At 72.1% G+C, this 19,450-nt stretch carries 17 protein-coding genes; 10 read left to right on the top strand and 7 right to left on the bottom strand.

From position 1 onward, the window contains the following. The first annotated feature begins 105 nt into the window (after positions 1-105). Positions 106-1,083 carry an aldo/keto reductase gene (locus ABZU25_RS14110; RefSeq protein WP_355029729.1) on the top strand — a complete coding sequence of 326 codons (978 nt, stop codon included), beginning with the start codon at positions 106-108 and terminating at the stop codon, positions 1,081-1,083. 22 nt (positions 1,084-1,105) lie between these two features. On the opposite strand, the gene ABZU25_RS14105 is transcribed toward ABZU25_RS14110, so the two are convergent. The 3 genes from ABZU25_RS14105 to ABZU25_RS14095 all read right to left on the bottom strand — a co-directional run bounded on the left by ABZU25_RS14105 (position 1,106) and on the right by ABZU25_RS14095 (position 4,175). After that, complete coding sequence (locus ABZU25_RS14105; protein WP_355029728.1) at positions 1,106-1,849, bottom strand: DUF2071 domain-containing protein; 744 nt, start codon at positions 1,847-1,849, stop codon at positions 1,106-1,108. A 37-nt stretch (positions 1,850-1,886) separates the two neighbouring features. Beyond that, complete coding sequence (locus ABZU25_RS14100) at positions 1,887-2,927, bottom strand: winged helix DNA-binding domain-containing protein (protein ID WP_355029727.1); 1,041 nt, start codon at positions 2,925-2,927, stop codon at positions 1,887-1,889. Between the two features lie 114 nt (positions 2,928-3,041). Then, the gene (locus tag ABZU25_RS14095; RefSeq protein ID WP_355029726.1) at positions 3,042-4,175 is read right to left on the bottom strand and encodes an epoxide hydrolase; all 1,134 of its coding nucleotides are present in this window, start codon (positions 4,173-4,175) and stop codon (positions 3,042-3,044) included. Positions 4,176-4,238: 63 nt separating this feature from the next. Here ABZU25_RS14095 and ABZU25_RS14090 point away from each other — a divergent pair, with 63 nt between their 5' ends. The 3 genes from ABZU25_RS14090 (at position 4,239) to ABZU25_RS14080 (ending at position 7,221) form a co-directional block, all read left to right on the top strand. Beyond that, on the top strand, positions 4,239-5,207 hold the full coding sequence (locus tag ABZU25_RS14090) for a YafY family protein (protein WP_355029725.1): 969 nt from the start codon (positions 4,239-4,241) through the stop codon (positions 5,205-5,207). Between the two features lie 92 nt (positions 5,208-5,299). Next, on the top strand, positions 5,300-6,223 hold the full coding sequence (locus tag ABZU25_RS14085; protein ID WP_355029724.1) for a sigma-70 family RNA polymerase sigma factor: 924 nt from the start codon (positions 5,300-5,302) through the stop codon (positions 6,221-6,223). A 113-nt stretch (positions 6,224-6,336) separates the two neighbouring features. Then, the gene (locus ABZU25_RS14080) at positions 6,337-7,221 is read left to right on the top strand and encodes an alpha/beta hydrolase (protein ID WP_355029723.1); all 885 of its coding nucleotides are present in this window, start codon (positions 6,337-6,339) and stop codon (positions 7,219-7,221) included. Positions 7,222-7,283: 62 nt separating this feature from the next. Here the strand turns inward: ABZU25_RS14080 and ABZU25_RS14075 are convergent, their stop codons facing one another. Further along, on the bottom strand, positions 7,284-8,864 hold the full coding sequence (locus tag ABZU25_RS14075; protein ID WP_355029722.1) for a DHA2 family efflux MFS transporter permease subunit: 1,581 nt from the start codon (positions 8,862-8,864) through the stop codon (positions 7,284-7,286). A gap of 310 nt (positions 8,865-9,174) precedes the next feature. On the opposite strand from ABZU25_RS14075, the gene ABZU25_RS14070 reads away from it, so the two are divergent. Next, positions 9,175-10,008, top strand: coding sequence for a helix-turn-helix transcriptional regulator (locus ABZU25_RS14070; RefSeq protein WP_355029721.1), 834 nt, complete (start codon positions 9,175-9,177; stop codon positions 10,006-10,008). Positions 10,009-10,014: 6 nt separating this feature from the next. On the opposite strand, the gene ABZU25_RS14065 is transcribed toward ABZU25_RS14070, so the two are convergent. Then, positions 10,015-10,818, bottom strand: coding sequence for an AraC family transcriptional regulator (locus ABZU25_RS14065; protein ID WP_355029720.1), 804 nt, complete (start codon positions 10,816-10,818; stop codon positions 10,015-10,017). 50 nt (positions 10,819-10,868) lie between these two features. Between ABZU25_RS14065 and ABZU25_RS14060 the strand changes: the two genes are divergently transcribed. Beyond that, positions 10,869-11,291 (top strand): DUF2000 domain-containing protein, encoded by a 423-nt coding sequence (locus ABZU25_RS14060; RefSeq protein ID WP_355029719.1) that lies wholly within the window; start codon positions 10,869-10,871, stop codon positions 11,289-11,291. A 97-nt stretch (positions 11,292-11,388) separates the two neighbouring features. Next, complete coding sequence (locus ABZU25_RS14055) at positions 11,389-13,002, top strand: ricin-type beta-trefoil lectin domain protein (protein ID WP_355029718.1); 1,614 nt, start codon at positions 11,389-11,391, stop codon at positions 13,000-13,002. Positions 13,003-13,053: 51 nt separating this feature from the next. Here ABZU25_RS14055 and ABZU25_RS14050 read toward each other — a convergent pair whose 3' ends face one another. Beyond that, positions 13,054-15,585 carry an ABC transporter permease gene (locus tag ABZU25_RS14050; protein ID WP_355029717.1) on the bottom strand — a complete coding sequence of 844 codons (2,532 nt, stop codon included), beginning with the start codon at positions 15,583-15,585 and terminating at the stop codon, positions 13,054-13,056. After that, a complete protein-coding gene (locus ABZU25_RS14045; protein ID WP_355029716.1) occupies positions 15,582-16,340 on the bottom strand; it encodes an ABC transporter ATP-binding protein in 759 nt (252 codons plus the stop codon). Before ABZU25_RS14045 ends, ABZU25_RS14050 begins: the two co-directional genes overlap by 4 nt. Positions 16,341-16,485: 145 nt before the next feature. Between ABZU25_RS14045 and ABZU25_RS14040 the strand changes: the two genes are divergently transcribed. From ABZU25_RS14040 to ABZU25_RS14030, 3 genes are all read left to right on the top strand, one after another. Next, entirely contained in the window at positions 16,486-17,679 is a 1,194-nt protein-coding gene (locus tag ABZU25_RS14040) for a histidine kinase (RefSeq protein WP_355029715.1), read from the top strand. After that, positions 17,676-18,314: a response regulator transcription factor gene (locus ABZU25_RS14035; RefSeq protein ID WP_355029714.1), complete on the top strand. Its 639-nt coding sequence runs from the start codon at positions 17,676-17,678 to the stop codon at positions 18,312-18,314. The genes ABZU25_RS14040 and ABZU25_RS14035 overlap by 4 nt, the downstream gene beginning before the upstream one ends. Before the next feature lie 89 nt (positions 18,315-18,403). Further along, positions 18,404-19,429, top strand: coding sequence for a cellulose binding domain-containing protein (locus tag ABZU25_RS14030; RefSeq protein ID WP_355029713.1), 1,026 nt, complete (start codon positions 18,404-18,406; stop codon positions 19,427-19,429). Positions 19,430-19,450: the final 21 nt, after the last annotated feature.

Below are 19,450 nucleotides of genomic sequence, written 5' to 3'. Positions count from 1 at the left end.
TGGAACGAGAGGAAGTGATCATCGCGGCGGAGCATACCGCCCCGGGTCCCGAGTCCGCCACACCGGCGGGTGCGGGCCGGCCGCGCCAGTCGTAGCGTAGGGCGCATGCGAACCACCACGCTGGGCAGCGCAGGCCCCGAGGTCGGCGTCATCGGCCTCGGCTGCATGGGCATGAGCCACGGCTACGACATCACCGGCCCGCGCGACGACGACACGTCGATCTCGGTCATCCACCAGGCCCTGGACCTGGGCGCCACGCTTGTCGACACGTCGGACGTGTACGGGCCGTACACCAATGAGGAACTGGTCGGGCGGGCGCTGGCCGGCGGTCACCGCGAGCGTGCGGTCCTGGCGACCAAGGCCGGTCTGGTGGTCACCTCCCCCACCGGTGGTCCCGGCAACTCCCCCAAGATCGGCAACAACGGCCGCCCGGAACACATCCGCAGGGCGATCGACGACAGCCTGCGCCGGCTCGGCACCGACCACGTCGACCTCTACCAGCTGCACCGCGTCGACCCGGAGGTGCCCGTCGAGGAGTCCTGGGGTGCGATGGCGGAGGTCGTCGCGGCGGGCAAGGCACGGCAGATCGGGCTGTCCGAGGTGACGGTGACCCAGATCGTGCGGGCCCAGGCGGTGCACCCGGTGGCGTCGGTGCAGTCCGAGCTGTCGCTGTGGACCCGCGACCCGCTGGCCGAGGTGCTGCCGTACTGCGTCGAGCAGGGCATCGCCTTCCTGCCGTTCTCCCCGCTCGGTCGCGGCTTCCTCGCCGGCCGGTTCACCTCGTTCGACGACCTGCCCGCCGACGACTTCCGTCGTGGCCTGCCCCGTTTCCAACAGGACGCGCTGCGCGCCAACCTCGCCATCGTCGCCCGGGTCCGCGAGATCGCCGACCGGGCCGGGGTCAGCCCCGCGCAGGTCGCCCTCGCCTGGGTGGTCGCCCAGGGTGACCAGGTCATCCCGATCCCGGGCACCAAGACCCCGAAGTACCTGGTGGACAACTGCGCCGCCGGCGACGTGCGGCTCAGCGCCGAGGACCTCGCCGACCTGGACGCGTTGCCCGCACCCGAGGGCGGTCGCTACTGAGGCTGCGGCGGCCCGGCACCGCTCAGCCGGGCCGCCGCAGTGCCACCGGCGGGCCGAAGCTGACCCCGACGCCGGGCGAATAGAGCACGCTGACCGGCGGCCCGACCGGTGTCGGTAACCCGGCGGCGGTGACCAGTTCGTCGTCCAGGTGCAGCAGCTCGGCCCGGTGCAGCGGCCAGCGCGGATGCCAGTTCGGCAGGTGCAGGGTGCGCCCGTGAGCCCGCGTGTGCAGCCCCCAGCGCGCGGTGACGAAGTGCTCAAGGGGGGTCGGGTCGGCGATCGGCTCCCCCACCCGCACCGCCATCCGGCTCGTCGTACCCGCCGGACCGGGCCAGCGTCGCCGGCACCGGTAGCTGCGGCGGTCACCGTCGTGGTCCAGCCGCATCGACGACCAGAGGTACGGCAGACGCAGCGTCGCCCGCGCCACCAGCACCGGCACCAGGCGGGACGCGTCGAGCGAGCGGAACACCACCGCCCGCCGGCCGGTGTCGTCGACGGAGTAGAGCCGGACGTTGGTCTCGGCGAAGGTGCCAAAATACGGCACACCCGGACCGCGGCCGAAGCCCAGCCCCACCATCCGGAAGCCGATCAGGCCGACGAAGCTCACGCCGTCCATCGTGTCCGGACGGGTGCCGGCCGGCAGCAGCGGCGCGACGACCTCCGGGGCGACGGCCCAGTGCAGGAAGGTGAGGTCCTCCCAGCGCTGCCGCAGGACCGCCCAGGGGAACGCCTGCCGGGGTGTGTGCTCGACCGGTTCGATGTCCACGCCCTCATCTTCGCCCAGGTGGTGAGCCGGCGTGGTCTCAGGCGTGCGGTCCGACACTGACGGTGCCGATGGTCAGCGACGCCTTACCCTCCAGGATCTCGCCGACCCGTTCGACCTCCTCGGCCAGCTCCCGCTGCCGGGCGGCACCGAGCGTCCGCAACGGCTCGACGGTGACGTGGATCGTGCGCCCGGATCGACGCTGGTGCCACACGCCGGCGACCACCCCGTCCACCAGCAGCACCGGGTAGTTGCCGGCCTGACCACCGGCAAGCGCCCGCTCGGCGGCGGCACCGGGGTAGAGCCGCTCGCGGGGGTGGCAGCCCACCGCGTACGCGTCAAAGTAGGGCAGCAGCCGCACCCCGGATGGTCGATCGGCGGGGAACTCGGTGTCGTCGGCGGCCACCCAGGCCCGGCTGCCCTCCACCGTCACCTCGGCCAGATCGGCCGAGTCGAACAGCCACGTCGACCAGTCCGGTGGCACCCCCAACCACCTGGCGAACTGCCCAGGGGTGACCGGCCCGTACGCGTACAGGTAGCTGCGGACGAGTGCGGCCAGGGCGGCGCGACCGGGCATCGGCGCGAAGTCGGGCAGCCACCGGGCCGGGCTGGTGTACGTGGTGACCCGACCGCGATTCGGGCCGAAGCAGACCACCCCGCCCCGGGTGGCGGCGGGCATCGCGGCGACCCACCGGGGCCATTTGTCCTGGAACGCCTCCATGACCGGATCACCCGCCCACGGGCCGGTACGAGCGACGATCTCCTCGGTCAGCTCGGCGGTGGTCAGGTCGGCCTCGGCGACCGCGTCGGCGATGGCCGCGAGGACCTGGTCGGTCTGCCGGGGCGTCAGCAGGACCACACTCCGCTCCCAGGACGGCGCCGGCAACGCGGACAGCGCGCCGACCCACATCGGCAGGTCCGCTGCGGCGAGCAGGTGCACCGTTCCGCGCGGCCCCCGGGTCTTGACCAGGGTGCGTTCGGTCCACAGTGCCCGGCGCACCAGGGCGCGGGTCGCGCCGGGCACCCGCAGCCCGACGGACAGCTCGGCCGCGGAGGCAATCTGGGCGTGCGCGCCGCACATCGTCGACACCACCTCGGCGACGCGCCCGGCGTCCGGTGCCGCGTCCGCCGCCCACGGGGAGAGCCGGTGTCGTTTGTAGACGTCGGACGGACACCTGAGCCCAGCTCAGCTCGGTCATCGCAGACCCTTGAAGAACGCGCGGATGTCCGCGGCGTGCGCCAACGGCTCGTCCATCGCCACGAAGTGGCTGCCCGGGTTGCCCTGCGGCCAGTGCACGATGGTGTTGTCCCGCTCGGCGAGGCGGCGCATCAGCGCGGACCCGCCGCCGTACACACCGGACGGCACTCGCCGCTGGCCCGTCGGCCATGCGAAACCGCCATCATCGGCAATGGTGAGTCGCTCGTACATGGGCCACGACGACGTTCCCGACGTATCGGTGAACCAGTAGAGGCTGACATTGGTGAGCAGGTGGTCCCGGTCGATGGCTTGCTCTGGCGTCGGCACCGTCATGGTGAACTCCTTGAACTTCTGCATCATCCAGGCCAGCAGCCCGACCGGCGAGTCGTTCCAGGCGTAGGAGAAGGTCTGCGGCGCTGCCCGCAGCAGCGCGTGGTGGTCCACGCCACCGCTCATCCATCGCTGCATCAGCTCCCACTCGGCGCGCTCCGCCGTGCTCATCTCCGGCACGTCGGCGGCGGTCGGAAAGCCGAACCCACCGTCGATGTGTACGCCGACCACCCGCTCCGGCGCCACCGCCGCCACCCGCGGCGCGACGTATGCGCCGAGGTCGCCGCCCTGGGTGCCGTAGCGGTGGTAGCCGAGCTGGGCCATCAGCTCCGCCCACATCCGGGCGAGCCGGTCGATCGTGAACCCGGCCGGCGGCGCCTGCGAGTAACCGCAGCCGGGCACCGACGGCACCACCACGTGAAACGCCTGCGTGGGATCCCCGCCGTGGGCGCGCGGGTCGGACAGCGGGCCGATCAGCTCGGTGAACTCGACCACGGAGTTCGGCCAGCCGTGCGTGAGCAGCAACGGCAGCGCGTCCGGCTCCGGCGAGCGGACGTGCAGGAGATGCACGTCCAGGCCGTCGAGCTTGGTGACGAGTTGGGGAAAGTCGTTGAGACGCGCCTCGTGCGCCCGCCAGTCGTAACCACTTGCCCAGTAGTCGGTCAGCTCACGGAGGTAGTCCACCGGCACCCCGCGGCTCCAGCCGGTGCCGGGCAACGAGCGGGGCCACCGGGTTCGGGAGAGCCGGTCACGCAGGTCGTCGAGGTCCGACTGGGGGATGTCGATGCGAAAGGGCGTCATGCCGGAAACGCTACGGCCCATATAGGACAGCTTCTGGCACACATCGCTGGCATTCTGGGAACCATGTCCGACACCCCCGCCCGACTGCTGGGCCTACTGTCGCTGTTGCAGACGCCCCGCGAGTGGCCCGGCAGCGAACTGGCCGCCCGGCTCGGTGTCAGCCTGCGCACCATCCGCCGTGACGTGGAGCGGCTGCGCGACCTCGGCTACCCGGTCCAGGCGACGATGGGCGCGATCGGCGGTTACCGCCTGGTCGCCGGCAAGGCGATGCCACCGCTGCTGCTCGACGACGAAGAGGCGGTGGCGATCGCGGTCGGTCTGCGCACCGCCGCCGGTCACGCGGTGGCCGGCATCGAGGAAGCCTCGGTACGGGCGCTGGCGAAGCTCGAACAGGTGCTGCCGTCCCGGCTGCGGCACCGGGTCAGCGCGCTGGGGGCGGCCACCGAACCGCTGCTCACCTGGGACCGACCGACGGTCGACCCGGAGCACCTGAGCGCACTGGCCGCCGCCGTCAACAACCAGGAGCGACTGCGGTTCACCTACCGCCGTCGCGACGGCGTCGACACCGAACGGCTCGTCGAGCCGTACAAGCTGGTGTCGGCGGGTCGGCGCTGGTATCTGGTGGGCTACGACAACGACCGCGACGACTGGCGGATCTTCCGGGTCGACCGGATCACCGACCTGCGGCCCACCCGGGTCCGGGTCGCCGCCCGGCACCTCCCGGCGTCCGACGCCGCTTCGTTCATGACGGAGAAGCTGCTTGAGCTGACGCCCGTCTACCAAGCGGTGGTGACGCTGTACGCGCCAGTCGAGCGGATGGCGGGTCCGCTCAGTGGCGCCGGCGTCGAGCTGGAGCCGATCGACGCGACCTCGTGCCGGCTGCGCAGCAATGCCGACACGCTGGAGTGGCTGGCGTGGCGCCTGCTGACCCTCGGTTGCGACCTGGAGGTGCACGAGCCGCCGGAATTGGTCGCGCACCTACGGCAGATCGGCACCCGGGCCACCCGCGCCGCCAGCCATTCCGCAGCGTAGGCGGCCAGCGCTCGGGGCATCGACACGCCGGCCCGCCGTACGCTTGATGGAGCGCAAGCCGGCAAAACGTGCTTTTCGGGGAGGAACTGGGCGTGACGCAGAGCGACGTGGAGCTGGTCGTGCTCGCGCGGGCGGGAGACGCGGCGGCGCTCGGTGCGCTGCTGACCCGTCACGAGGCCGAGATGCGGGCCGTGGCGCTCAGCGTCCTCGGCTACGGACCGGACGCCGAGGACGCGGTGCAGGACGCGATGGTGGTGGCGTTGCGGCGCATCGGCGAGGTCCGCGACCCGGCCGCCGTCGGCCCCTGGTTGCGTGCCATCGTCCGCAACAACAGTCGGATGACACTGCGCGGGCCCAGGGCCGTCACGGTCGCCGAGCCGGACTGGTTCGCCGGCCCCGCCGACACACCCACCCCGGAGGAGGCACTGGACCGGGGCGCGATGCGCGACTGGGTGTGGCACGCCATCGGGCAGTTGTCCGAGCCGGACCGGCTGGTCACGCTGCTGCGCTACTTCAGCGACGCGTCCTCCTACGAGCAGATCGCGACAGTGTGTGGTGTCCCGGTCGGCACCGTCCGCAGCCGCCTCAGCCACGCCCGCCGTGCGCTCGCCGGCGGCCTCCGCACGGCGGCGAGCGCCGCGTACACCGACGTCGCCGCGTCGAGCGAGTCGCGGTGGCGGGAGGGTCGCGACATGATCGCCACGGCGATGGGCGGCGACTTCGACCGGGTCGTGCGCGAGAGCTGGTGGCCGGACGCCGAGATGATCGTGCCGGGCGGCCCGCGCGGTGGCCGTGACCTGGCGGTCAACGGCATGAACCGCGACCTGACCGCCGGGGTACGCCAGCGGCTGCGCAACGTGGTGGCCAGTGGCGACGTGCTGATCTGGGAGACCGACCTGATCAGCCCGCCGGACGACCCGGAGCACTGCCCACCCGCGGCGCTGTGGTTGCAGGTGCTGCGCGAGGGCCGGGTGCGCCAACTCACCCTCTTCCACCCCGTCCCCGCGCTGGTCTGAAAAAACTTCCCCGACCGAGCGAACTTTTCCGTCGACCCACGCATCTGGTCCGCGTCATGCACCAGTTGCCGTGCCGGCACACGCCGCGCGGGTCTCGGATCGGGAGATAGCTCATGGGTTCCACAAGCCACGACGTCAGTGCCCTCGCACCGGGCGCCCACACCTTCACCGTCGACGGCGTCCGGCAGGTCTACCGCGTCGCCGGCACTGGCCCGGTGTGCGTGGCGCACTCCGGCGGCCCCGGCATCGAGTGGGCCTACCTGCGGGCGCCGAGCCTGGAAGAGCACTTCACGATGGTGTACGTCGAGCCGGTGGGCACGGGCGCCTCGGGGCGTCTCGACGACCCCGCCGATTATCGTCTCGACACGTACGTCCGGTTCCTGCACGCCGTCGTCGAGCACCTCGGCGAACCCCGGGTGTACCTCCTCGGGCACTCGCACGGCGGTTTCGTCGTCCAGCGGTACGCGCTCGCTTACCCGGACCGGATCGCCGGTCTCGCCCTGTACGACACCTCACCCGTCACCGGCGGCGAGTTCTGGGCCGAGGCGATGGCCGGTCTGACCGCGTACCCGCAGCGGCACCCGGACCGGCCCGAGGCGGCGGCGGTCCCGGCGGCCTTCGGCCAGATCGGTGCCGCCACTGACGACGAGTCGTTGGCGGCCGCCCTGCGCGCCGCCCTTCCGGTGTACTTCGCGGACTTCTGGGGCCGACAGGACGAGTTCGCCCCGTTCCAGGCCGCCGTCCGGATCTGGTCGGCGCCGGCCGGCGCGCAGGATCCCACGCCCTTCGACGTGCGGGAGAACCTGGCTGAGATCACCGTGCCCGTCGTGGTGATCGTCGGGGCGTACGACTTCATCTGTGGCCCGCGCTGGGCCGAGCAGTTGCACGCGGGGCTCAAGGACTCGCGGCTGGTGCTGCTGGAGCAGAGCGGGCACTTCGCCCACATCGAGCAACCGGCGGAGTTCACCGAGGCCGTGGTGGGGCTGCTCACGCGCTGACCCACCACCGCAGCCGCCGCGCTCAGCACCGTAGGAGGTGCTGAGCGCGGCGGGCGGGTCGTTCAGTGGATGACGACGGGCGTCTTGACCTGCTCGCCCTGCGTGTCGTCGAGCTGCGCCGGCTGACGTCGGCGCGGCAGCAGAGCGGCCGGGACGAAGGTGAGCACGACAAGCGCGAACGCGACCCAGAACGTGGTAGCGAACGACTTCGCGGCGAAGTCGAGCCCCCGCTCGATGATCGACGGGTCGACCGGCATCTGCTGAAGCAGTTCCGGCCGCTGCTGGGAGGCGATGGCCAGGCCGGCCTCGGTGATCGGCTTGCCGCTCGGGTCCACCAGGCCGGGGATCGGCCGGGAGCCGTTCAGCTCGTTGGTGAGGATCACCGACATCACGGCGGCGCCGACCGAGCCGCCGATCTGCTGGAGGATGTTGACAAGCGTCGAGCCGCGCGCCACCTCCTGGGCCTGCAACGTCCGCAACGCGGAGGTCATGATCGGCATCATCGTGCCGCCCATGCCCAGGCCCATCACGAACAGCGACCCGCCGAGCAGCCAGTACGAGGTCTGCGGGTCGACCTGGGTGAAGCCGAAGAACCCGACGACGATGAGCGCCAGCGCGAACGGGACGGTCCGCCCGATCGGCACCCGGTCGGCCAACGTGCCGGCGATCGGCATGGTGATCATCGCGCCGATGCCCTGCGGGGCCATCAGCAGACCGGCGGTCAGCGTCGTCTCGCCGCGCACCTGGAGGAAGTAGCTCGGGAACAGCAGGCCGGCGCCCATGAACGCGATGATGAACACGAACAGCGTCACCGACGCGATGGTCAGGCTGCGGTTGCGGAACAGTCGCAGGTCGAGCAGCGGGTGCCGGGGCTTGAACGAGTAGAGCACGAAAGCCACCACCAGCGCGCCACCGACAAGCATCGGCGCCCACACCTTGGCCTCGGCGAAGGTGCCCGCCTCCGGCAGCGACGAGACGCCGTAGAGGAAGAGCGCCAGGCCCGGCGAGAGCATGAGCATGCCGACGAAGTCGAACGACTCGGACGGCTCGGGGGCGTCCTTCGGCAGCGCCATCTGCGCGTAGATCAGGGCGACGACGCCGATCGGCAGGTTGATCAGGAAGATCCAGTGCCAGCTCGCGGTGTCGATCAACCAGCCGCCGAGGATCGGGCCGCCGATCGGCCCGAGCAGCATCGGGATGCCGAGGACGGCCATCAGTCGGCCGATCCGGTGTGGGCCGGCCGCGCGGGTCATGATGGTCATGCCCAGCGGCATGAGCATGCCGCCGCCGAGGCCCTGCAGCACCCGGTAGCCGATCAGCTCACCGATCGTGTCGGCCGTGGCGCAGAGCGCCGACCCGATGGTGAAAAGGGCCAGCGCCACCATGTAGAGACGTTTGGTGCCGAACCGGTCGGCCGCCCAGCCGCTGAGCGGAATCACGGTGGCGAGCGCGAGGGTGTAGGCGGTCATCGTCCACGCGACGCGGGCGTACGACGCGTCGAACTCGCTCTGGAATTTGGGCAGCGCCACGCTGACCACCGTCACGTCGAGGATCGACATGATCGCGCCGAGGACGACGACGCCGGCCACCTTGAGCACCGCGGCGTCGAGTTTGTCCGATGTCGCGACGGATTGCTGTGTCACTAACTCTCCTGAAGTCGATTGAGCGTCGAATGGTGGGTGGTGGCGACGTGCCGCGCCCGCACCGACGCGTGACGCGACGTACCGGGGCGACGCGCGCTGGCAGACTAACCGTCAGTTGTGACGGTTCGCCGCCGGGTTTCGTGACCGCCCGGCGGCGAAAACCGATCGGCCGTCCCATTGGAGCCGGACGTCGGAATGTCGATCAGGCGGTGACCATCGGCACGGCGGCCGAGGCGGAACACCTCGGCCGGGCTCGCCCGTTGCACTTGACGTGCCGGTTCACCGCCGGCACCCACCGATCGGAGGCTCCGTGGACCGCGCCCAGTTCGCCAGCTTCCTGCGCACCCGACGGGAGGCGCTCCAGCCCGAGGACGTGGGGTTGCCCCGTGGCCCGCGTCGGCGCACCGGTGGGTTGCGGCGCGAGGAGGTCGCCACGCTGAGCGGGATGTCCACCGACTACTACAGCCGGTTGGAGCAGCAGCGGGGGCCGCACCCCTCGGAGCAGATGCTCGCCGCCCTGGCCCGTGGCCTGCGGCTCTCCCTGGCCGAACGGGACCACCTGTTCCAGCTCGCCGGCCACGCGATCCCCCACCGGGCGGTGCGGGCCGACCACGTCAACCCGGGGATGATGCGGATCCTCGACCGGATGCACGACACCCCGGCCCAGGTGGTGAACCACCTCGGCGAGACCCTGGCGCAGACCGCGCCGGCCGTCGCCCTGCTCGGTGACGAGACCCGGCACACCGGGTTGGCCCGCAGCGCGCACCACCGCTGGTTCACCGACCCGGCGGCCCGGCGGCTGCACCCGGCGGAGGACCACCACACGCAGAGCCGCCTGCTCGTGGCGAGCCTGCACGCCTCGTACACCCGTGACGGCCGGGGGTCGCGGGCGGCGACCCTCGTCGACGACCTGCTGGCCAGGAGCCCGGAGTTCGCCCAGCTCTGGCGGGAGCACCCGGTGCCGGCCGGCTACTGTCCGCCGAAGCGCTTCCTGCACCCCGACGTCGGGGCGTTGGAGCTGCACTGCCAGACCCTGGTGGACCCCGACCAGTCCCAGACGTTGCTGGTCTTCACCGCCGTGCCCGGCTCAAAGAGCGACGAGAAGCTGCGGCTGCTGTCCGTCATCGGTGGCCAGCTCGTCTGATCGTGGTCACCTGCCGGCGGGGAAGCGGGCTGGGCTGACGCCCAGGTAGCGCCGGAAGTGGCGGGTGAGGTGCGCCTGATCGAAGAACCCGGCCGCGACGGCCGCCTCGGCGGGCCGCTGCCCGGCGAGGAGCAGACGACGTGCCAACTCGACCCGGCGACCGGTCAGGTACGAGTGTGGTGGCACGCCGAGCACGTGGGTGAACGTCCGGACCAGGTGCGTCGGGTGGGCGTGCAGCAACTCGGCGGCCTCCCCCAGTGTGACGCCCTCCACGGTCCGGGCGTCCAGCAGCTCCCGTAGTCGGATCGCGAGGCCGCGTCCGACGGGTCGGCCGCTGACCGGGGGACGCTGGCGCAGCCGCCGGCGCAGCCCGTCCAGGATGAGCGCGAGGCGGCTCTCGGCCTCGAACTCGTCTCCGGGTGCGGCGAGCGCCTGATGCAGGTGGTGGATCCGGTCCCGCAGCTGCGGATCGGCCAAATCCGGTTCGTCGACGGCCCGGCCGACCAGTTCGGCGTCGAGCGCCGAGGTGTCGAGGTAGAGGACCCGCTTGCGGAAGCCGTCCGGTGTGGCGGAGCTGCCGTCGTGCGGCACGTACGGCGGCAGCAGGGTGACCGACGTCCGCAGCGCTCCGTGCCGGTGCCGGTCCAGGTCGAAGCGGACGGCGCCGTCGTCGACGATCAGCAGCGTCCATACCTGGTGGATGTGCCGAGGGTAGGCGTGGTCCACGAAATGGGCGTGGAAGACCTCGGCGACCCCGGCTACCGCGGGTCGCCACGCGCTGACGTGCGAGCCCGCCGGGCGGGTGGCCACGCTAAGAACGTACAAGACCGGCCGGCGTCGAGGTCGGCAGGCTCGACGCCATGACCGAACCGATCCGATTTCCCACCAAGATCGCCGTGCTGCTCCGCAACGACCTGGCGAGCTGGCAGCGGCTGAACGTCACGGCCTTCCTGGTCAGTGGCATCGCGAACGCCGTACCGGAGCTGCTCGGCGAGGAGTACCGCGACGCGGACGGCACCGCGTACCTGCCGATGTTCGGCCAGCCGGTGCTTGTCTTCGCCGGGGACCGGGCGGCGCTGGTCGGCGCGCATTCGCGCGCCCTGGCCCGCGGGTTGCGGATGGCGATCTTCACGTCCGAGCTGTTCGCCACCGGCAACGACCGGGACAACCGCGCCGCCGTCCAGGCGGTCGGTCGGGAGAAGCTCGACCTGGTGGGCCTGGCGCTGCACGCGCCGCGCAACGTGGTGGACAAGGTGCTCAAGGGTGCGTCCATGCACCCGTAACGGTATCCGGGGCGGCGAAGACATTGATACCGGTGCGTATGGCTGTAATGATTAACACACTTTACAGTTGTTTCGCCGCCCCGGAAGGACCCCCGACATGGCGCGACGATTGGCCGGGCCCGCGCCCCGCCGTCCCCGCAGCAGACTGACCTCCGCACTCGCCGCGGCAGTGCTCGCCGTACCGCTCGGCCTGGTCGTCGGCCCATCACCCGCGACGGCGGCCGCGACGGGCACCATCACCGGGTACGGCGGCAAGTGCGTCGACGTGGCCGCCGCGAACCCGGCCAACAACACAGCGGTCCAGCTCTACACCTGCAACGGCTCGACCGCGCAACAGTGGACGGTAGGCGACGACGGCACGATCCGGGCGCTCGGCAGGTGCCTCGACATCGCCGCGGCCAGCACCGCCAACGGTGCCCGGGTGCAGATCTACGACTGCAACGGCACCGGGGCGCAGCAGTGGTCGTCCACCAATGGACAGCTGGTCAACCCCACCTCCGGCAAGTGCCTCGACGCGACCGGCCAGAGCTCCGCCGACGGCACCCCGCTACAGATCTGGAGTTGCACCGGCACCGCCAACCAGACCTGGACGCTGCCCACCGGCGGTGGCACCACACCACCCCCGTCCGGTGGTTTCACGCACCCCGGCGTGCTGGTCAGCCGGGGTCAGCTCGACTTCGTCCGCGCGCGGGTGCAGGCCGGCGCACAGCCGTGGGCGTCTGCCTACAGCCAGATGATGGGCAGCCGGTACGCCTCCCTGTCGCGCACCCCGGCACCCCGGTCGGTGGTCGAGTGCGGGTCCTACTCCAACCCGAACAACGGCTGCACCGACGAGCGGGAGGACGCGATCGCCGCGTACACCGACGCGCTCGCCTGGTATGTCACCGGCGACGCCCGGTACGCGCAGAAGTCGATCCAGATCATGGACGCGTGGTCGGCGACGATCACCGCGCACACCGGCAGCAACGCCCCGTTGCAGACCGGCTGGGCCGCCTCGGTCTGGCCCCGGGCCGCCGAGATCATCAGGTACACGTACACCAGCTGGCCCAACGCCAACCGGTTCGCCACCATGCTGCGCACCGTCTACCTGCCGATGGTGCGCAACGGCTCCAACAGCAACGGCAACTGGGAACTGACGATGATGGAGGCCGCCGTCGGCATCGCCGTCTTCCTGGAGGATCGGAGCGCCTACGACGCGGCGGTCACCCGCTTCCTCAACCGCACCCGGGCCTTCGTCTACCTGCCCAGCGACGGCGCACTGCCCTACACGGTGCCCGGCAGCGGCCTGGACACCAGCTCCGAGATCATCGGCTACTGGCAGGGCCAGTCCACCTTCGTCGCCGGCCTCGCCCAGGAGACGTGCCGCGACTTCGTCCACACCGGATACGGGATCTCCGCCATCTCGCACGTCGCGGAGACCTCCCGCATCCAGGGACGAGACCTGTACCCACAGGTCGGTGAGCGGTTGCGGCAGGCGCTCGGCTTCCACTCGCGCTACCAGCTCGGCGAGGCGCCGCCGTCCTGGCTCTGCGGCGGCAGCCTCACCCGGGGCCTCGGCCCGATCACCGAGGTCGGCTTCAACGCGATGAGCACCCGGTTGGGCAACGTCATGACCAACACCCAGACCCTCACGCTGCAACAACGTCCGGCCGCGACGAACAACCTCTTCGTCGCCTGGGAGACGCTCACCCACGCCGACAACCCCAACTGACCAGGACGTCGTGGGCCGGCACCACGTTCCGGTGCCGGCCCACGACGGCGCTCAGTTGTCGGCCCCCAACGCCACCACCGGGCTGACCCGCGACGCCCGACGCGCCGGCAGCACCCCGGCCAGCGCGGTCAGCCCGACCAGGGCCACGAAGAGCCCGGCCAGCGGCAGCAGGGGCGCGGTCAGCGGCGCCTCGATCCCGAGGGTCTGGACCGCCAACCAGGCGTACGGGATACCGAGCACCAGGCCGATGGTCGCGCCGATCACCCCGTACAGGCCGGACTCGACGGTCAGCATCGTGCGTAGGCCGGTCCGGGACAGCCCGATCGCGCGGAGCAGCCCGGACTCGCGGACCCGCTCCACCACCGACAGCGCGGTCGTGGAGCCCACGCCGACGACAGCGATCAGCACGGTCAGGCCGACCAGGCCCACCGCGATCCAGACCAGGGTGCGCACCAACGAGTCGTTGCGGTCCCGTTCGTCGGCGAGCACCGCGAGGCCCACCCCGTCGCTGCCCCCGATCGCCTGCCGCAACGCCCGCACGCCAGCGGTGCGACCGTCCTCGCCGGCGCCGGCCGCGTCGGCCAGCAGACCGGTGTACGCGGCCGGCACGCCGATCCGGTCCAGGTCGGCTGGATCGGCGAGGATGCCGGCGTGCAGCGGGCCGTCACCGGGCAGGACCGCGGCCACCCGCACGTCGACCCGGCCCGTGGCGACGGCGAGGGTGACGGTGTCGCCGGCCCGCAGACCCGCGTCCCGGGCGACCCAGCTGGAGAGCACGATCCGGCCCGGGCCACGATCGGCCAGGGTGCCCTGGGCGACGTCCAGGTCACCGGTGCTCGGTAACGCCGCCAGGTCCAGGTCGCTGGTCGGGTAGCCGGACTCGACGTCGCCGAGCTTGTCGGCGGCGCGCAGCAGCGTGGCGTCGCCGACCATCCGGTACGGCACCACCCGGGCCAGTGCGCCGCGCGCCGCCTCGGCCCGGGTCACCACGGCCGGCGGCAGCGTCCCACCGTTGCCGGTGACCTCGAAGTCGGTCGGCGCCGCAAGCGCCATCTCGCGGTCGGCGAGGATCTGCAACGACGCGCCGCCGATGACCACCCCGGAGATCAGGGTCACGCCCAGCGCGACCACGACGGAGACCGCGGCCGCCCGGCGCGGCGCCCCGCCGATCCCGCCGACCGACATCCGCCCGAGCGGCCCGAGCTGGCGCAGCGGCCAACCCACCACGGCCAGCACCGGACGCACCAGCAGCGGACCGAGGGTCACCAGCGCGAAGAACGCCAGCGCGCCGGACGCGACAAGCAGGAGTAGCGGCCTCGAAGGGTCGTAGTCCGACTGGTCCGGCTTCGGCAACTGGCTGATCGTCGCGACCGCCGCCAGGATCGCGCCGACGGCCAGGATCAGCCCGACGATCAGACGCAGCACCCCGATGCCGCGCCGGCCGGCGGTGGTGCTCGCCGTCCGCAGCGCCTCCAGCGGGGAGACCCGGGCCGCCGAGAGCGCCGGCGCCAGCACGGCCAGCACGGTGATCACGACGGCGCCGATCACCACAGTGACCGCCGCCGCCAGGGGCAGGCCCGGCGAGGAGACCTCGTGACCGGTGGCGCGCAGGATCGCCGGCAGCGCGTACCCGAGGGTGAGGGCGCTGGCGACCCCGACGACCCCGGCGACCAGCCCGGTCAGGGCGCCCTCGGCGGTCAACGCGCCCACCAGGGTGCCCCGACCCGCGCCGACGGCCCGCAGCAGCGCGAGCTGCCGCATCCGCTGGGCGAAGACGATGCGGAAGGTCGAGGTGACCACCAGCGCCGCCGCGACGACCGCGATGGAGACGAACATGCCGACCAGGATGAAGAGCTTTCCGACCTGTTGGGCCGCCGCGTTGGCCTCGGCCTCACGTACCTCCGCGCCGGAGCGGATCGGCTGGCCGGCGACCGCCGCTGTCACCCGTTGGCGGACCGCGTCGGTCGAGGTGCCGGGGGCCACCCGCACGTCGACGCGCTCCACGGCCGTCAGGCGCGCCCAGCCGATCACGGCGCTGTCCGGGGCGTACGCGTCGTAGCCGGCGTCGCGGGCGGCGTCGACCAGGCCGGTGACGGTCAGTGGGGCGGGCGAGGTGACCTCACCGCCGGTACCGCTGGTGGTGGTGCCGACCGAGAGCCCGAGCCGCTCGGCGGTACGCGGGGTGATCGCGATCTCGCCGGGTTGGTCCGGGTAGCTGCCCTCGATCACCCGGACCGTGGTCAGCGGGCCACTCCCCGGATCGGACTGGAGGTTGAGGTACCCCTCGCCGATGGAGACCCCGGTCGCCACCCGGGCCACCGCCTCGGCCACTCCGGGCACGGCCCGGATCTGCCGCACGTCCGCGACGGTGGGTGGCGGCACGTCGACGCTGCCGATCACCAGGTCGGTGACGGCCGGGGTGCCACTGAGGTTGTCCCGCACGGTCCGCTCGGTGATCTGCTGCACCAACACGGCGCCGAAGACGACGAAGGACGCGACCAGGATCGCCAGACCGGTCAGGATCAGCCGGCCGGGCCGCCGGGCGGCGGCGCTCGTCTGGGTACGCAGCACCGTCGCCCTCATGCGCGGGCCGCCAGATCACGCAGCGCGTCGGTGACCGACACCTGGTCCGGCTTGTCGATCTCGCCGGCGACCCGGCCGTCGGCGAGCAGCACCACCCGGTCGGCGTACGCGGCGGCGACCGGGTCGTGGGTGACCATCACGACGGTCTGGCCCAGGTCGCGGACCGAGTCGCGCAGGATGGTGAGCACCTCCGCGCCGGAGCGGGAGTCGAGGTTGCCGGTCGGCTCGTCGGCGAAGACCACCTCGGGCCGCGCCACCAGGGCGCGGGCCATCGCGACCCGCTGCTGCTGGCCGCCGGAGAGTTCGCTGGGCCGGTGGTTGAGCCGGTCACCGAGGCCCAGCACCCGCACCAGGTGCTCCAGCAGTTGACGGTCGGGCTCCCGGCCGGCGAGGTCCAGCGGCAGGGTGATGTTCTGGGCGGCGGTGAGCTGCGGCAGCAGGTTGAAGGACTGGAACACGAAGCCGATCCGCTCCCGGCGGACCCGGGTCAGCGTCCGGTCCGACTGGCCGGTCAGCTCCGTGCCGCCGAGCAAAACGCGGCCGGAGGTGGCGGTGTCGAGACCGGCGAGGCAGTGCATCAGCGTCGACTTGCCGGACCCGGACGAGCCCATGATGGCGGTGAACTCGGCCCGGCCGAAGCCGACCGAGACCCCGTCCAGGGCACGGACGGCGGTGTCGCCGCTGCCGTACACCTTCACCAGGTCGACCGCGGCGACCGCGGCGTGGCTGGTCTCCGGCGGGGCGTGGGTTGTCATTGTTCCTCCAGTGGCTGCGATGTGGCCCGGACAGCGTCGCCGCCACCGGCGGGCGGGCGCATCGGCCGGCGGCCGGGTATCGCCAGCGCCGGGTCTGTCTTTCGGCCGATCTGCCGGTGCCGTCCGCTGGCTACGCTGGGTCACCATGAGCACGCCGGATCTTCGACGTTGGTGGGTACGCCTGGCCCAGGCCGCCGGTCTGCTGGCCCTTGGTCTGCTCGCCCTCTTCGACCTCCGGTTCGGCGCGCCCGAGAGCATGGCCGCTCTCCTGCTCCTGCTGGTGCGCATGGGGCTGGCGGTGGCGACGGTGCCGCTCTGGTTGCCGGTGCACCGGGTGGGTTCGCGGGTGGTGCCGCTGGCCGCGTTGGCGCTCGCCTGCGCCTCACTGGCCGTGACCGCGGCCATCCGGGTCCTCTCCGGCAGCAATTACCTGATCGGCGGCAGCTGGGGGCTCGCCGAGTCCGCCGGGCTGATCGGGGTGGTCTTCGTGGTCACCCGCTGGGGCGCGCCCCGGCTCGCCCCGTGGGCGGCGGTGGCCGTCGGGCTGGCCGTCGCCGCGTTGCCGCTGCGCTCCGGCACCGCGTACCTGCTGGTGATCTTCGGTCTGCTCCAGGTGCTCGCCGCGGCCGGTGCCGCCGGGGTGGGGCTCTACCTGCGGATCATGGCTGCCGGTCGGGATCGGACGATCGCGCTGGTTCGGGCCGAGCAGCGCGCGGAGTTCGCCCGGGACCTGCACGACTTCATCGCCCACCACGTGACAGGCATCGTGGTGCTGGCGCAGGGCGCCCGGTTCGTCGCCGAGCAGGACCCACGTCGGGTGATCGTCGCGCTGGAGCAGATCGAGCGGGCCGGCACGGAGACGATGGCCTCGATGCGCCGGATGGTGGGGATCCTGCGCAACCCGGACGCCCCGCCGGACGCGCCGTTGGCCCCACTGGCCGGCGTGACCGAGTTGCCGCCACTGCTGGCGGGGTTCAACGGCACGGCGAGCGCCCCGGCACGCCTGCACGTCGACGGCGACCTGGACGGATTGCCGGTGGAGGTCTCGACCTCGGCGTACCGGGTGGTGATGGAGGGGCTGACCAACACCCGCCAGCACGCGCCGGACGCCCGATCCGTGAACGTGGCCGTGCGCCGTACCCCGGACTGGTTGCTGGTCCGGGTCGCCGACGACGGCACGGCCGGGCGCACCGCGCCCGCCCGGCGGCACGGCTTCGGCCTGATCGGCCTCACCGAGCGGGTACGCGCCCTGGGCGGCACGATCACCGCCGGACCCGGCGTCGCCGGCGGCTGGGTGCTCGATGCGGCGTTTCCGCTGCGCACGGCGGTGGGGCGATGATCCGGGTGTTGATCGCCGACGACCAGGCGATGGTCCGGACCGGCTTCGGCATGATCATTGGGGCCCAGTCGGACATGGAGGTGGTCGGCGAGGCCGCCGACGGGGTTGTCGCGGTGGAGTTGGCCCGGCGGCTGCGCCCGGACGTGGTGCTGCTGGACATCCGGATGCCCCGCCTCGACGGACTCGAAGCACTGCGGCTGATCGCCGGGCCGGGCGTCGCCGACCCGATCCGGGTGGTCGTGGTGACGACCTTCGACCTCGACGAGTACGTGCACACGGCGCTCTCCAACGGCGCCTGCGGTTTCCTGCTCAAGGACTCCGGCCCGACGCTGCTGGTGGAGGCGGTCCGCGCGGCCGTGTCCGGTGACGCGCTGATCAGCCCCTCCATCACGGTACGGCTGTTGGAGCACCTCAGCTCGCCCGCCCCGGCGCGCGGCGACACCGGGCTGTCACCACGGGAACTCGACGTCGTGAAGCTCGTCGCGCGGGGCCTGACCAACGCCGAGATCGCCGCCGGGCTCTTCATCGCCGTCGGCACGGTCAAGACCCACCTGGCCAGCGTGCAGATGAAGCTCAAGGCCCGCAACCGGGTGGAGATCGCCGCGTGGGCCTGGGAACGCCGCCTCGTCGGCTGAGGGGACAGCGGCCCGACCGGCACTGACCTACCATCGTCATCAGTCGATGACTGGTCCGCTGCGGTCACCCCGAAGGCGAGGCGATCATCATGCGCGATCATCCGTGGCGCGGCGTCCGTTCCAGGGCCGCCGCACTGGCCGCCTGCACGCTCACGGCGGCCCTGGTGGCGACGGGCGCGACCCCGGCGTACGCCGCGGCGGACACCGAGCGTCCCACCACCCCCGGTGCGATCACGGTCGTCGCCGTCGACACCACCTGGGTCGAGCTGACCTGGGCGGCCTCGACCGACAACGTGGGCGTGGTCCGCTACCCGGTCGGCGCGCGGTTCGAGGATAACGGCGCCCAGTATTCGACAGACACCACAAGCATCCGGATCACCGGCCTGCGGCCCTCGCGCACGTACACCTTCTCGGTGTGGGCGCTGGACGCGGCCGGCAACAGCTCAGTGTCAAACCCGACCCTGCGGCTGACCATGCCACCGGGGGACGACCAACCGCCGAGCGCGCCGGGCCAACCGGTGGCGTACGACGTCGCCGCAACGCTGGTGTGGCTGCGATGGGCCCACTCGGTCGAGAACGTCGCCCTCGAACGGTATGAGGTGTTCCGGGTCGGCGCTGGCGGCACTCTCACCCGGGTCAGTGAGGTGTACCAGTACCCACCCGGACGCAACAGCACCCAGATCAGCGGGTTGACGCCGAACACCACGTACACCTTCGTGGTGCAGGCCCGCGACGAGGCCGGCCACCTGTCCCCCCTGTCCGCACCGGTCACCGTGACCACCCTGCCCCCGCCGCCGAGTTGCGCGGTCCGGTCCGTCGTGCGGCAGTGGTCCGACGGCTTCGTGGCGCACCTCGTCGTCACGAACACCGGCACCACGACGGTCGACGGGTGGACGATGACCTGGCGGTTCTGGGCCAGCCAGCAGGTTCACGGCATCTGGGGCGCGAAGGTCGTCGACCGTCTCAACAACAGCTACCTGCGGGTGCGCAACACCAGTCGCAACGCGGTGATCCCGCCGGGCGGCAGCGTGTCGCTGGGGCTCGTCGCCACCGGCACGCAACTGCCGGAGGAGATCACGCTGAACGGCGGCCCCTGCACGGTGGCAGACGAATAACGCTCCGCTCCGGGGTCTGGC

Source organism: Micromonospora sp. NPDC005215 (assembly GCF_040607915.1).
GTDB lineage: Bacteria > Actinomycetota > Actinomycetes > Mycobacteriales > Micromonosporaceae > Micromonospora.
The sequence above is the reverse complement of the archived record's forward strand: the minus strand, read 5'-3'. Positions and strand labels throughout refer to the sequence as shown.

Excerpts from the sequence above, each read along its gene's own strand:
- ABZU25_RS14110 (WP_355029729.1), top strand. The coding sequence starts at position 106 with ATGCGAACCACCACGCTGGGCAGCGCAGGCCCCGAGGTCGGCGTCATC.
- ABZU25_RS14100 (WP_355029727.1), bottom strand. The coding sequence starts at position 2,927 with ATGTGCGGCGCGCACGCCCAGATTGCCTCCGCGGCCGAGCTGTCCGTC.
- ABZU25_RS14095 (WP_355029726.1), bottom strand. The coding sequence starts at position 4,175 with ATGACGCCCTTTCGCATCGACATCCCCCAGTCGGACCTCGACGACCTG.
- ABZU25_RS14090 (WP_355029725.1), top strand. The coding sequence starts at position 4,239 with ATGTCCGACACCCCCGCCCGACTGCTGGGCCTACTGTCGCTGTTGCAG.
- ABZU25_RS14080 (WP_355029723.1), top strand. The coding sequence starts at position 6,337 with ATGGGTTCCACAAGCCACGACGTCAGTGCCCTCGCACCGGGCGCCCAC.
- ABZU25_RS14060 (WP_355029719.1), top strand. The coding sequence starts at position 10,869 with ATGACCGAACCGATCCGATTTCCCACCAAGATCGCCGTGCTGCTCCGC.
- ABZU25_RS14055 (WP_355029718.1), top strand. The coding sequence starts at position 11,389 with ATGGCGCGACGATTGGCCGGGCCCGCGCCCCGCCGTCCCCGCAGCAGA.
- ABZU25_RS14050 (WP_355029717.1), bottom strand. The coding sequence starts at position 15,585 with ATGAGGGCGACGGTGCTGCGTACCCAGACGAGCGCCGCCGCCCGGCGG.
- ABZU25_RS14045 (WP_355029716.1), bottom strand. The coding sequence starts at position 16,340 with ATGACAACCCACGCCCCGCCGGAGACCAGCCACGCCGCGGTCGCCGCG.
- ABZU25_RS14040 (WP_355029715.1), top strand. The coding sequence starts at position 16,486 with ATGAGCACGCCGGATCTTCGACGTTGGTGGGTACGCCTGGCCCAGGCC.
- ABZU25_RS14035 (WP_355029714.1), top strand. The coding sequence starts at position 17,676 with ATGATCCGGGTGTTGATCGCCGACGACCAGGCGATGGTCCGGACCGGC.
- ABZU25_RS14030 (WP_355029713.1), top strand. The coding sequence starts at position 18,404 with ATGCGCGATCATCCGTGGCGCGGCGTCCGTTCCAGGGCCGCCGCACTG.